This is a genomic window from Halalkalibacter sp. APA_J-10(15), assembly GCF_023017105.1.
GTDB lineage: Bacteria > Bacillota > Bacilli > Bacillales > Bacillaceae_D > Halalkalibacter.
This window is the reverse complement of record NZ_JALKEV010000004.1, coordinates 244,665-256,671: the sequence shown is the minus strand read 5'-3', so window position 1 is coordinate 256,671 and position 12,007 is coordinate 244,665. Positions and strand designations below refer to the sequence as shown.

Below are 12,007 nucleotides of genomic sequence, written 5' to 3'. Positions count from 1 at the left end.
TGAATGAAGGGAGGGAACAAAATGGAACTAATGGCTACAGTCATACCACTTATTTTAATGTTTGCGATTTTTTATTTCCTTTTAATTCGTCCACAGCAAAAGAAACAGAAGGCGATTAATGAAATGCATAGTGCATTACAACGTGGAGATAAAATTATTACAATTGGTGGCTTACACGGTACAATTGATGCCATCGATGAAGATCGTATTGTGATCCTTGTAAATGACAACCGTAAGCTTACTTTTGATCGCACAGCTATTCGTGAAATTGTTAACCCAGATTGATACATAGTAAGGGGTAACGAAACCATGTGTGAACATGAATCAAAAAAAGATTCTCAACCTTTTCGGGTGGGAATCTTTTTTATTATAATGGCTCGATTATTCACTTGAAAGGTTAACTCCGACGATTCCGCCTATTGCTCCTGTTAATATATATAATCCATGGAATAGATATTGTTCATTTGAAAAACTAACATCAAAACCTAAAAATTGAATAAGAAATGTGAGCAAAGAGAACATAAGTGCCGTTATTGCCCCTACTAATAAGCCTTTCTCTTTCGCACGTCCTCCAGCTATTAAGCCTCCAGTAAACATCGCTAAAAAGGCAATCGTAATAATAAACCAATGTACGGATTGTTCTGTTAACGAGCTAAATGACAGAATAAGCGAAATAACAAGGCTCGTCGTCAAGATAAGGACGAGAATAGTCATGAAACCGAATAAAATTGCGGGGAAAAATCCTCGGTTATTCATAAAGTAAGACACACCTTTCTGATTATATTTTATTAAAGCTTATTCAGGCTTGTTCAAAATAGACGTATTTCCTAAAAGAAAAGGTAGACATGTTTAAGTAAGACAAGTCATACGATGGTAGAAATGAGTGGAAGGGAGTTCATTTCATGGCCGTCACCTTAGCCTTAGTCATTTTTTTAGCGAGCTATTTTTTTATCATCATTGAAAAGTTTAATCGAGCGGTGATTGCTTGTTTTGGTGGAGTTCTTATGCTCGTTTTCGGTGTATATGATATTAACATCGCTTTTTTACATCATATTGATTGGCATACGATTACGTTGCTATTAGCAATGATGATTTTAGTTTCTATTACGAGTCAGAGTGGTTTTTTTGAATATATAGCTGTCTCTTTAGCAAAGAAAGTTCAAGGTCGTCCGCTTCCGTTACTTTTTGCTGTAGCGAGTCTAACAGCTGTCGGTTCAGCATTTTTAAATAATGTGACGACTGTATTATTGCTAGTACCGATTATATTTACATTAACGTCATTATTGAAGTTGCCACCAGTTCCTTTTTTACTAACCGTTGTGATGGCATCTAATATTGGAGGGACAGCAACGCTCATTGGTGATCCTCCGAACTTAATGATTGGTCAAGCAGTGTCACATTTAACCTTTAATGATTTTTTAATAAATTTAAGCCCTGTTGTCATATTGATCTTTTTCGTTGTAATGTTTGGACTGCTTTGGATGTATCGCAAACAATTGCTTGTATCGGATCAAGATCGAAAGAAATTAATGGCGATTAATCCTGCTCTCTATATTAAAAATAAGACGTTACTCGTTAAATCTGTCTCGATATTAACGATTACGACGATTGGCTTTATCATTCAACCTTTTATTCATGTGGATTTAACAAGCATTGCAATGGTAGGGGCATTATTATTAATGCTTGTCACACATGATGAACAGGATATGGAGGATGTATTTCGCTCGGTTGAATGGGTAACCTTGTTTTTCTTTGTCGGCCTTTTTTTACTTGTTGGTGGTCTTAAGGAAGTTGGAATTATAGATGAACTGGCGAAGGCGATTATTTATTATACAGAAGGGGACTTACCGAAAACAGCGATTTTTATTTTGTGGGGATCTGGAATATTATCAGGCTTTGTTGATAACATTCCTTTTGTAGCCGCAATGATTCCAGTCATATTGGAATTCCAAGAGTTTGGGATGAATGAGTTAGATCCACTTTGGTGGGCATTGGCGTTAGGTGCTTGCTTAGGTGGGAACGCAACGATTATCGGTGCGACAGCTAATGTAATTGTTGCCGGTATGGCACTTAGAGCGAAATGTCCATTTAGTTATTGGGAATTTCTAAAGGTCGGTGCACCGATTGCCTTTGTTTCCTTTTTCATTTCGACTATTTATTTATATTTTCGCTATTTAGTTGAGTTCCTTTAACTACCATCTGAATAAGATGTAAATTAGGTCATACTACAATTATAAGGCAATTTAAAAGGAGAGCGTGCTGATGGATTATTTAACAATCATCGTTAGGGCAGTGTTCATTTATTTCATTGTGCTTTTCGCGATACGATTGTGTCAGAAGCGTGAATGGTTAAATATCGTTGTCGTCTTTATGATCGCTCAGCTCGGTGTCGTGTTTCTTATTTATGTTGAGAAGCCCCTATTACTCTTTTTGCTTCCGACTCTTACCTTACTTCTTATTCATTTATTATATATGTGGCTTGTGAAGAAAGAGGAGGAAATGGTTGAGCGTTTTCAAGATAACGGTGAGAAACAGCAGTTGCTCCAACAAATGATCGAAAGCAGTCATTCGAGGAAAGAGGATGTAAGAAGACGAACGGTTGTACTAATCATTGATGGTCAAATTCAGTTTCAATCTCTTCAAGACTTGAAAAAAACAGAATTTTGGCTAAGAAAGCAGCTAAAACAGCTTGGTTTTCGTAGTGTTAAGGATATTTCTTACTGCTCGCTTAAGGATGAAGGTACATTTTATATAGAAGAAAGTTCTCAGGATTATTCATGAAAGGAATAAAAGTGTTAAAGCAGATGTCTGTAATAAAGGAGAATAGGATGGCGGCTAAATACGCAACTACGCATAAAAATACGAAATTAAATTCAGTTGAAATGTCGAGTCTTTGGCGCGGTTATACGATTGAAACGGTGGCTCATTACATGTTTGAGTATTTTCTTGTGCACGTTGAAGACCGTGATATTAAGAAATTAATACAAACTTGTCACAAGATGACGAAGGAGCAAGTTGAGCTATATGAGAGCTTATTTAAAAAAGAACATTTTCCAGTTCCAAGAGCGATCCTTTTAGAAGATGTCAACCTACAGGCACCAAGATTATTTACAGATGCCTATTATATTAATTATATTAAAACGATGACGAAATTTATGATTTTAGAATATACGAACTCTTTTACAGAAGTGACAAGAGATGATTTAGAGAAGGTATTTAGCAATTTTATTAGTAATTTGAAAAAGCTTGAGCTACAAGCAACGGATTTAATGCTGTCTAAAGGATTATATACACATCCACCATTGGTCCCTGTACCAGAAACGATTGATTTCGTTAAGGATCAAAGCTTTATAGGAAACATGATTCATTCGAGTAGGCCATTAAATGTCACTGAAGTTGCCAATTTATTTACTGTTGCGGAGGCTAATGCTCTTGGAAAGGCAACATTGATGGCATTTTCGCAAGTCGCACAGGATACGAAAGTTAAACAATATTTGCTACGAGGAAAAGAGATTGCTCATAAATATATTCACATCTTTAATGATATTCTATTGGAGGAAGACATCTCAACCGTAAAAACGTATGATAATGAAATAACAGATTGTCAAGTTTCGCCGTTCTCAGATCGCTTTATGCTTATTCAAACGAACTTATTAATTACAAAAGGAATTGGCAATTATGGAGCAGCTTTAGCCGCGGACCAAAGAAAGGATTTAGCAACTCATTTTGCTAGAATTATGATGGAGGTTGCTACGTATGGTGGGGATGGGATGAAGTTACTAATAGGAAAAGGCTGGATGGAACAACCACCACTTGCTGTAAATCGCAATAAGTTAGCTGCTAAAAAGTAATTTATGTAAGTAAGTTTTTTTTGAGGAGGGTGTTGTATCCCTACCTATGTTCACGTATTTTTGAAATAGGAAATAGGAATTCACTTCTTAGAAAAGCTTAGCCTTTTTGTAACGACTCTCCACACAAAGAAATTAAAAAGACACTGAAAAAGTAAATGAGTACTTTTTCAGTGTCTTTGTAGTTGCTCGCTTGTTACGGGAAAACCAAATCGTATCAAACTTTTAAAAATAGGTAACGCATTGCACAATTACCATTGCTGAGCAACTTTTTTCGCTTGTTCAATTCCTTTAGAGATAATAGTTTCAGCTTCATCAGGGAATTGATTGTGACCTTCAATAATAACCTTTGTAAGGTCAGTAACACCCCAAAATTGTAGCAGTGCTGTAACATAGTTGACGGCCATTTCATTTGCTTGTGCTGGCCCCTCTGAATAAACACCACCACGAGCATTTAATAGAACAACCTTCTTCTCAGGTAGTAACCCAACTGGACCTTCAGGTGTATAACGGAATGTTTTGCCTGCTTGAGCTAAATAATCTAGATAAGTGTGTAACACGGCAGGAACCGTAAAGTTCCAAAGAGGGAATGCAAAAACGACTTTATCTGCATCTAAAAATTGATTAAGGTAGTGGGTTACTAAATTTGCTGATTCTTGCTCATTTGCTGTTAGTTCGATTCCGTTACCTAATTTGAACATTCCGTTAATTTTATCTGTGTCATAATAAGGTAAATTTTCTTTGAATAGATCAAGCTCAATGATTTCATCTTCGGGATGAGTTTTCTTGTACTCCTGAAGAAACGCTTCGTATAATTGTACACTAACTGCTTGTTCTACTGGTCGAGAATTTGCTTTAATAAATAATACGTTTGCCATGAATAAAAAACCTCCAACTGAATGTAAATGGTTGTTGTAGCAACCTTTTTTATTGTTTAAGTTGTTATAGCAACAAAAAGAGCGTAAGGTGCTCGTTCATTACTGAACATTTTCTCTAATTTTCAAAAGTAACCGTTCAAGCTCATGAATCTCATCTCGGGACAGACCATTTGTGACATGATTATTAAATTGTTCGGCGATTGGAATGATTTCATTGCCTAAATTCTGTCCACAAGCTGTTAAATAGAGCTTCATTAGTCGTCTATCATTAGGACAGTGCTCCCTTTTAACAAAGCCTTTTGACTCTAAACTTGCCGCCATTCGTGCAATATTCGTTTTATCTTTATTTAGCTTTTCGACTAGTTGATTTTGTGATAAGCCGTCTTTCTCCCATAGCAGCATCATAATAAGGTTCTGCTCTGGTGCAAGGTTAAAGGGTGCAAGCTTAGATTTTATGACACTTGTTAGGACTAAGTCTGTTCTATGAATGGAAATACTAATGTAATCCTGAAAGGTTAGATTCATGTGCATCCCTCACTATTTGGTTGCTATACATACTAAGTAACAAAAGTTAGTATAACGAATAATGAATAGAATTGTCAAATAGAATCATTCTCAATTATAAAAAAGCTAATAGGCGTTTGAATAGAAATGCGTAATTACATTTTCAATTAAACAACGATGTGTTTGTCGTCATGTATTTCTTTTAAGCTTTCTGCTACAAGCTTTGCTATATGAAAAGCACCTAGCTCTGAAAAGTGAGTATCGTCCATCACTCGTTCAGGATGAAAACCAAATTCTGATGGTTCAAGCCACATAAAGAGACTTTTGGTTGTACGTGGTCCTAAACGTTCAAAAAGAGATTTGCTTTTCAAAGCAAGATCAATACAACTAGCGTGTTGTTTAGCGGCGACTTCTTTCATAGCTTGCAAATAATCATCATGTGTATTTATAATCTTTTCGCATTGATCAAATTTACGGCGATGCATCGGAGTCACAAGGATAGGATAGGCACCATGCTTATTTGCAGTATGTATGAACGTATTCAAGTTAGCTGTATAGGATGAATACGGTTTTGTACCACCTTTATTATCTTTTTCGTCGTTATGACCGAATTGGATCATCATAATGTCATCTTTTTGTAGAAGTTTTTCAATATCTTCAAGTCGATTTTCTTCAATAAAGCTTTTCGTACTTCTGCCTGAACGGGCATGGTTTGAAACAACGGCGTGTTCGGTTAAGAAGTTGGGTAGAAATTGCCCCCAGCCTGTGTAGGGGTATTGGCTGGCTGGTTGGTTCACAACCGTAGAATCTCCACAAAGGAAAATCGTGCGAATATCATGATGACGTGATAATTCAATGGAGCGGATAGCTGGGTGTATACCTGTAAAAGCGAGACGGAGCTCTTTTGAATGAACAGGAACTGCGGCAAGTATCGTTTTCGACTGCCCTTTATCAACATGAATGAGATGATGAATTCTTTGACCAGCTCCTGCAATAACAGTCGTGCACGAATCATAGTGATCTGAACCGAATGTGATTTTCATTTGATAGTTTCCATTTTCTACTTGAATGATTAAGCTAGGAGCGAACGGAAGTGTATAGTTCCCTGGGTAAGAGTCATGTTTGTCTTCATTGTTTGAAATAGGTGTATCAAATAGAAACCCATAGCCTTTGTAAGGGGAAAAGAGTGTATCTGGAGATAAAAAAACAACGTTATTATTACATGCTAGTTCAAAGCCTTCTAACAAAGCCATATAAATTCCTCCTCATTTGTGCTTACAATTAGTATAACTGATTTATACTGATTTTTTAATATTTTCCTAAATTAGTTAAGTTATAATCAACTTATTATGCAGATGCTCATTTCAAACCAAACAATTGTTACTAAGAATCCAAATAAGGGTCAAAGTACATATTTTGTTCAACATAGTGACATTTGATCGTCTATCGACATAATGGGATGAGAAATAACTTTGAAAAAAGGGAAATAATGAAACGAAAAGCAAGATAGACTCGTCAAAGTGGTGAGGAAGGGGTGAGAGAATGGACCGTGTCGAACGATTTACGAATCATCAGTCCGTTTCATCACAGTATGAGCTACTTGATGAAATGATGGATTGCTACGGACAAGCTATACAGCAGCTTGTGTATACATATGTGAAAGATTACGCAACAGCAGAAGATTTAACTCAAGAAATATTTATTAAAGCTTTTAAAAAGCTACATACTTTTCGGCATCAAGCTTCAGTTAAAACGTGGTTGTTTCGAATTGCCATGAATCATTTCAAAGATTATTTGAAAAGTTGGCATTACCGTCAAATTGTATTAGATAACGATTTCGTTCATAATACGATCGCCAATGAAGTTCAAATTGAGCAAAGATTCATGCAACAGTCTGAAGAGAAAAGGCTTGCGAATGCAGTATTGAAGCTACCTTTAGCATATAGAGAAGTTGTTTATTTGTATTATTACGAGGAATGGACGACTAGAGAAATTAGTCAAATGACTCAAAAAAATGAAAATACGATTAAAAAGAGATTAAACCGTGCTAGAAAGCTGATTAAAAATTTATTAAGTCAGGAGGAGAGCGAATGAATGATCCACTAATGAACGTAAAACATGCGTTTGACAAAACGGTATTTGAACGTGTGCAATTTACAGAAAATCAAAAAAAGAAAACATTGATACAAGTCGATCCATTGAAGCAAAAAAAAATAGAAATTATGATTTTACAAACGTTATATGATTCAACTAAAACGGGGTTTGCGATTCTGAACGATCTAAAGAAGAGAATAGGGAAAGAGGATTTTCAAAACAATGAAGGTTCCGTGTACATTTTGTTACATCAATTAGAAAGCAAACGATATATTCAATCACAATGGGAAGATAACAAAGGGGCAAAAATTAAATACTATCATATCGAAAACAAAGGAAGAAAACGTTTAGTCGAAATAGAAAATGAAGAGGGAAATAAAACATCTTTCCGTCTAGATTGGGAAGGTGGTTTAAGAGGATGAGTAGGCAAGTGTTCAAACAATTTATAAACGAAGTAAAAGCACAAATCCGTTCAAAAGAAGCGCAACAGTTTGTAGAGGCTGAATTGACGAGTCACTTTATAGAGCGTAAACAAGAAATGTTGACAGAAGGGTTATCTGAAATAGAATCAGAGAAAAAGGCAGTTGAACAATTAGGAAATCCGTTAACACTTGGAAAGAAAATGCATCAAATTCATAAACCTAAAATCGATTGGTGGACGATTGGGTTATTGCTGGCTGTTATTAGCATTGGAATGGTGACTTTATATTCTCTGCCAACATTTTCTGGAATCTCAAGTTTACATTATGTTCGAGTTCAACTCATTTCAAGCATCATTGCTTTGGTTGTAATGACTGGGATTATGTTTTTGGATTATCGTAAAATGGAAAGATATTGGATGTATCTTTTGGTAGTGGGAATTATTTTATCCTTTTTCTTTTTTTATTTAAGTTCTTCAAGGAACGGCATTCTCTATTTAGATATGAGATATTTTGATATTACTTTTTGGTCTATAAGCTTGTTATACATTCTTGCATTAGCGGGGATTTTAAGTTCAAAGCATTTAAAAGGCTTTATGAAAGTGTTACTCGCGACTGTTGTGATTTGGCTTTTAGTTGCTCTTACTTACCTTTCACTAGGAAGTGCGATGATGATCTTTTTAGCTACGTGTCTGATCATGTCGGCAGTAGCGCCGATGAAGAGAAAAAGAATATTCTATATCGTAAATAGCGTTCTTTTATTAATAGGAAGTACGGTCTTCGCATTGTTTCTTGCAGAGCATCAAATGGAACGAATCGTAGGTTTTTTGTATCCAGAGGATTATGCAAGTAGCTATGGCTATATCTACGTGGTGATCAAAGAACTATTGCGAGAGGCTACTTTTTTGTGGAATGATTATACATTTATAGGTGAAAAGCTCCCTGAAGCACATACAGACTTCATTATTGTCTCTATCATTCATCAGTTCGGTTGGGGGGTTGGAAGCTTAATATTTATTACGTTGTTTGCATTTCTAATTAGAATTCTTCAAATTGTCAAGAAAACAAATGATCCTTTTGGTCGTATCATCGCTTTAGCAAGTATGGCGGTGATTGGGGTAACGAGCGTTTGGAATATGGGAATGGTCTTTGGGCTATTACCGATAATAGGAATCTCCTTACCGTTCACAAGTTATGGTGGAGCATCCATGATTTTATATAGTATTTATGTTGGCTTTATTCTGAGTGTCTATCGGAGGAAAGATTTAGTCCAACATCAAACAAGTAGAGCTGTTTGAAACGTTAACAGCTCTTTTTTCGTATATAATGAAGGATAGTCGAATATCGTTTAGAAATAGTATAACAGGGAATATCATTCGTATGAGAAAAGGATAGGAAGGGTTGTGTCGAACGTGCATGTGTCATTAATTGTGGCAATGGATAAAAATAGAGTGATTGGTAAGGACAACCACTTGCCATGGAGCATTCCTCATGATTGGGCTTATGTTATGAAGAAAACGGAGGGGATACCCATTATCCTCGGAAGAAAAAATGCTGAATCTAACGGGAAAGCACTCCCTGGAAGACGCAATATTGTTGTGACAAGGAATAAGCAGTTTATGTACCCTGGATGTGAGATTGCTCATTCTGTTGAAGATGTGTTTGCTTTATGTCGAGATGAAAAGGAGATTTTTATATTTGGTGGCGAGCAAATCTATGAGCTGTTCATGCCTTATGTCGAAACGATGTACATAACAAAGATTGAGCATCAATTCGAAGGTGATACTTTTTTCCCGGAAGTGGATAGGACTGAGTGGCAGGAAATTTCTGTTGAAAAAGGACTTAAGAATGAAGAGAACCCGTATGATTATTATTTTTGTGTGTATGAACGTAAGAAGTGATAGAGAAATAGAACATAATGAGATTTAGTAAAGAGTGTCTAGAACCATCAACAAATTATATTTTTACTCAAAGGTAGGAGAAGTATGGTTCAAACTGAAAAAGTATTTATAGAAGTAGATGGACATCAACTAGGAATGTTTATTGAGACAGTAAATGAAGATCACCCAGTTTTGTTATTTTTGCATGGAGGGCCAGGCTTTCCACAATATCCAATGATCAAGAAGTCTGAACTTAGGTTGGAGGCGGAATTTACCGTTTGTTATTGGGATCAGCGTGGAGCAGGAATGTCGTATAATGCTAGGACGCAAGGTGAATTAACCTTGGATAAAGCGATAAAAGATACATTGGAAGTGACCCAGTTTTTAAAAGAAAGATTTCGCAAAGAGAAAATTTATCTATTTGGACATTCGTGGGGTGCTTTGTTAGGAAGCGTTGTAGCAAGTCGATTTGGAGAGCATTATGCTGCTTATATCGGTTCGGGTCAGTTCGGTCGCCATAATCAATCGAATGAAGAAACCTATCAATTTCTATTACATACCGCGATTGAGAAAGGGGATCAAAAAGCTGAAAAGGATATTCGTGCGTATACGTTTGATGAAAATTTCTATCAGAGTCAGACGTACAGAAAGATCTTGAGCAAGTATTTAACGAAGTATGGTGGAGGGATGAAACGCGAGAGTTATACGCAGTGGGACGGATTAAAAGAATGGTTTACATGTAAAGAGTATACGTGGGGAGAAAGATTCAATCTTCCTAAAGGGGTTTTTGCTTCTTATGATGCTTTATCAGAAACGATGGCCAAAGCTGATGCAACGCTACTTGCACCGAATTTTCAAATGCCTGTATACATTTTTCAAGGTAAATATGATTATCAAACGAGTTACAAAGAAGCTAAAAGATTTTTTGAATTGATTAAAGCCCCACATAAACAATTCTATTCATTTGACAATTGCGCTCACTCTCCATTTTTGGAGGAAGCAAGTAGAGTTCTATCGATCTTAAAAGAGGAAGTATTGAGAACACCTATAGAGAAGGGAACTGGTAAAGTTTAATTTTCAACTTTTTTGGTGCTCTCAGAGCGAGGAAGCTTAGTTAGAAAGGCTTCCTCACTTTTCTTTTTAGGTTATAGTTTCTAGTAGATCTTTGAGTATATGACAAAGGATACAAAGATAGTAGTGATCATTAGCGCAATTAATACATATAGTAATTCGTTCGCATTCAACGTGATGAACTCAAGCTGTAAGCCAAATATAAAAAGGATAAAATAAACCATTAATACAATAAAGGATGCGAACATCCCCTTCTCTCTAATGCGTCTCATGCGTTCATCTTTTTGTTTAAATTGTGGGTAAAGGTAAGCGAGGCAAAAACACATAATCGCTTGTGCTAGAAACAAATACATAACCATTAATGGTGGTTTACTTGTGAAAAGGCTAACGAAAAGTAATAACCCACTGAAACCAATGAAGCTAAATCCAAATAGTGAAAATATTCTTTTCATATACTCCTCCTGTCATCATAACTCACTTTTCCATTTATAATTTACTTGGAAAAACTATATCTTCTCGCTCGATTATGAACATTCCTTCATCCTAATGAGATCCTTTTGATCATTGATGAAGCTTTCTCGCAATCGACTCTAATATATAAACAACAGGGACTTGAGTTGTCACATTTGCGTTTTCGCAATGCTCGACTGTCACGTAGTATGGGATATTAATTGTTGAGATTTTCGCAACGGTTGAATGTTTATCATTCGTAATACTGATGATTGTGCTGTTTACTTTTTTTAGTTGGTTCATTTGAGCTAATGTAAAAGGTGTTTCACCAGATACGGATAAAGCAATGGTCACACTATTATTACGAAATTTAGCATGGATGGGGAAATGAGGATCTTTAATATAAATTGAGAATTTACCCATACTAGAGAAATAACGGGCACCGTATTCAGCGAGAATTCCCGAACTACCCGTTCCAATGAAGATGACCGTATCTGCTTCCGTAATTGTTTTTGCAGCTTGATTCATTTTATTCTCTATATCCCCTTCTAACGTTCGTTCAAAAAATTCTGTGATCGACTGTTGAGGCGTTTTGATCGATGTTTTTGTTTTTCTTCCATTTTCCATCTTAAGTTTCACTTTAAACTCAGAGAAGCCTTCACAGTTTATTTTTCGACAAAACCGTAAAATGGTTGCAGTTGATACATGGGTTTCATCAGCTAGTTCACGAATACGCATATAAGCCACTTTCTCACTGTTTTGAGAAATATAATTGTAAAGAGAGGTTTCTAAATCATTAAAGGATGCGATCATTTCGGCTGTAAACATTTATCGTACTCCTCATCATTTGTTATTTCATTAGT

15 protein-coding genes are annotated in these 12,007 nt (G+C 36.0%); 9 read left to right on the top strand and 6 right to left on the bottom strand.

The window, feature by feature from the left end; translation table 11 throughout:
* Nucleotides 1–21 precede the first annotated feature (21 nt).
* The gene (gene yajC / locus MW695_RS07020; RefSeq protein ID WP_247104450.1) at nt 22–285 is read left to right on the top strand and encodes a preprotein translocase subunit YajC; all 264 of its coding nucleotides are present in this window, start codon (nt 22–24) and stop codon (nt 283–285) included.
* Nucleotides 286–381: 96 nt separating this feature from the next.
* Here the strand turns inward: yajC and MW695_RS07015 are convergent, their stop codons facing one another.
* Nucleotides 382–756: a TIGR04086 family membrane protein gene (locus tag MW695_RS07015; RefSeq protein WP_260505874.1), complete on the bottom strand. Its 375-nt coding sequence runs from the start codon at nt 754–756 to the stop codon at nt 382–384.
* A gap of 146 nt (nt 757–902) precedes the next feature.
* On the opposite strand from MW695_RS07015, the gene MW695_RS07010 reads away from it, so the two are divergent.
* From MW695_RS07010 to MW695_RS07000, 3 genes are all read left to right on the top strand, one after another.
* Nucleotides 903–2,192, top strand: a complete 1,290-nt coding sequence (locus MW695_RS07010) for an ArsB/NhaD family transporter (protein WP_247104448.1) — start codon at nt 903–905, stop codon at nt 2,190–2,192.
* 70 nt (nt 2,193–2,262) lie between these two features.
* Nucleotides 2,263–2,781 (top strand): YetF domain-containing protein, encoded by a 519-nt coding sequence (locus tag MW695_RS07005; protein ID WP_247104447.1) that lies wholly within the window; start codon nt 2,263–2,265, stop codon nt 2,779–2,781.
* Between the two features lie 47 nt (nt 2,782–2,828).
* Nucleotides 2,829–3,851, top strand: a complete 1,023-nt coding sequence (locus MW695_RS07000; RefSeq protein ID WP_247104446.1) for a DUF3231 family protein — start codon at nt 2,829–2,831, stop codon at nt 3,849–3,851.
* Between the two features lie 248 nt (nt 3,852–4,099).
* Here the strand turns inward: MW695_RS07000 and MW695_RS06995 are convergent, their stop codons facing one another.
* The 3 genes from MW695_RS06995 to MW695_RS06985 all read right to left on the bottom strand — a co-directional run bounded on the left by MW695_RS06995 (nt 4,100) and on the right by MW695_RS06985 (nt 6,483).
* The gene (locus MW695_RS06995) at nt 4,100–4,726 is read right to left on the bottom strand and encodes an FMN-dependent NADH-azoreductase (RefSeq protein WP_247104445.1); all 627 of its coding nucleotides are present in this window, start codon (nt 4,724–4,726) and stop codon (nt 4,100–4,102) included.
* A gap of 99 nt (nt 4,727–4,825) precedes the next feature.
* Nucleotides 4,826–5,257, bottom strand: a complete 432-nt coding sequence (locus MW695_RS06990; protein ID WP_306421096.1) for a MarR family winged helix-turn-helix transcriptional regulator — start codon at nt 5,255–5,257, stop codon at nt 4,826–4,828.
* 140 nt (nt 5,258–5,397) lie between these two features.
* Nucleotides 5,398–6,483 (bottom strand): rhamnogalacturonan acetylesterase, encoded by a 1,086-nt coding sequence (locus tag MW695_RS06985; protein ID WP_247104444.1) that lies wholly within the window; start codon nt 6,481–6,483, stop codon nt 5,398–5,400.
* Between the two features lie 289 nt (nt 6,484–6,772).
* On the opposite strand from MW695_RS06985, the gene MW695_RS06980 reads away from it, so the two are divergent.
* The 5 genes from MW695_RS06980 to MW695_RS06960 all read left to right on the top strand — a co-directional run bounded on the left by MW695_RS06980 (nt 6,773) and on the right by MW695_RS06960 (nt 10,697).
* Complete coding sequence (locus MW695_RS06980) at nt 6,773–7,324, top strand: sigma-70 family RNA polymerase sigma factor (protein WP_247104442.1); 552 nt, start codon at nt 6,773–6,775, stop codon at nt 7,322–7,324.
* Nucleotides 7,321–7,746 carry a helix-turn-helix transcriptional regulator gene (locus MW695_RS06975; RefSeq protein WP_247104440.1) on the top strand — a complete coding sequence of 142 codons (426 nt, stop codon included), beginning with the start codon at nt 7,321–7,323 and terminating at the stop codon, nt 7,744–7,746. Before MW695_RS06980 ends, MW695_RS06975 begins: the two co-directional genes overlap by 4 nt.
* A complete protein-coding gene (locus tag MW695_RS06970) occupies nt 7,743–9,041 on the top strand; it encodes an FtsW/RodA/SpoVE family cell cycle protein (RefSeq protein ID WP_247104438.1) in 1,299 nt (432 codons plus the stop codon). The genes MW695_RS06975 and MW695_RS06970 overlap by 4 nt, the downstream gene beginning before the upstream one ends.
* 114 nt (nt 9,042–9,155) lie before the next feature.
* Nucleotides 9,156–9,644, top strand: coding sequence for a dihydrofolate reductase (locus MW695_RS06965; RefSeq protein WP_247104511.1), 489 nt, complete (start codon nt 9,156–9,158; stop codon nt 9,642–9,644).
* 84 nt (nt 9,645–9,728) lie between these two features.
* Nucleotides 9,729–10,697, top strand: coding sequence for an alpha/beta fold hydrolase (locus MW695_RS06960; RefSeq protein ID WP_247104436.1), 969 nt, complete (start codon nt 9,729–9,731; stop codon nt 10,695–10,697).
* A gap of 80 nt (nt 10,698–10,777) precedes the next feature.
* On the opposite strand, the gene MW695_RS06955 is transcribed toward MW695_RS06960, so the two are convergent.
* Complete coding sequence (locus tag MW695_RS06955; protein WP_247104434.1) at nt 10,778–11,146, bottom strand: permease; 369 nt, start codon at nt 11,144–11,146, stop codon at nt 10,778–10,780.
* Nucleotides 11,147–11,255: 109 nt separating this feature from the next.
* A complete protein-coding gene (locus MW695_RS06950) occupies nt 11,256–11,972 on the bottom strand; it encodes a MurR/RpiR family transcriptional regulator (protein WP_247104432.1) in 717 nt (238 codons plus the stop codon).
* Between the last annotated feature and the right edge of the window lie 35 nt (nt 11,973–12,007).

Bases quoted from the DNA above. Each gene is read 5' to 3' on its own strand.
- yajC (WP_247104450.1), top strand. From the start codon at position 22: ATGGAACTAATGGCTACAGTCATACCACTTATTTTAATGTTTGCGATT.
- MW695_RS07015 (WP_260505874.1), bottom strand. From the start codon at position 756: ATGAATAACCGAGGATTTTTCCCCGCAATTTTATTCGGTTTCATGACT.
- MW695_RS07010 (WP_247104448.1), top strand. From the start codon at position 903: ATGGCCGTCACCTTAGCCTTAGTCATTTTTTTAGCGAGCTATTTTTTT.
- MW695_RS07005 (WP_247104447.1), top strand. From the start codon at position 2,263: ATGGATTATTTAACAATCATCGTTAGGGCAGTGTTCATTTATTTCATT.
- MW695_RS07000 (WP_247104446.1), top strand. From the start codon at position 2,829: ATGGCGGCTAAATACGCAACTACGCATAAAAATACGAAATTAAATTCA.
- MW695_RS06995 (WP_247104445.1), bottom strand. From the start codon at position 4,726: ATGGCAAACGTATTATTTATTAAAGCAAATTCTCGACCAGTAGAACAA.
- MW695_RS06990 (WP_306421096.1), bottom strand. From the start codon at position 5,257: ATGCACATGAATCTAACCTTTCAGGATTACATTAGTATTTCCATTCAT.
- MW695_RS06985 (WP_247104444.1), bottom strand. From the start codon at position 6,483: ATGGCTTTGTTAGAAGGCTTTGAACTAGCATGTAATAATAACGTTGTT.
- MW695_RS06980 (WP_247104442.1), top strand. From the start codon at position 6,773: ATGGACCGTGTCGAACGATTTACGAATCATCAGTCCGTTTCATCACAG.
- MW695_RS06975 (WP_247104440.1), top strand. From the start codon at position 7,321: ATGAATGATCCACTAATGAACGTAAAACATGCGTTTGACAAAACGGTA.
- MW695_RS06970 (WP_247104438.1), top strand. From the start codon at position 7,743: ATGAGTAGGCAAGTGTTCAAACAATTTATAAACGAAGTAAAAGCACAA.
- MW695_RS06960 (WP_247104436.1), top strand. From the start codon at position 9,729: ATGGTTCAAACTGAAAAAGTATTTATAGAAGTAGATGGACATCAACTA.
- MW695_RS06955 (WP_247104434.1), bottom strand. From the start codon at position 11,146: ATGAAAAGAATATTTTCACTATTTGGATTTAGCTTCATTGGTTTCAGT.
- MW695_RS06950 (WP_247104432.1), bottom strand. From the start codon at position 11,972: ATGTTTACAGCCGAAATGATCGCATCCTTTAATGATTTAGAAACCTCT.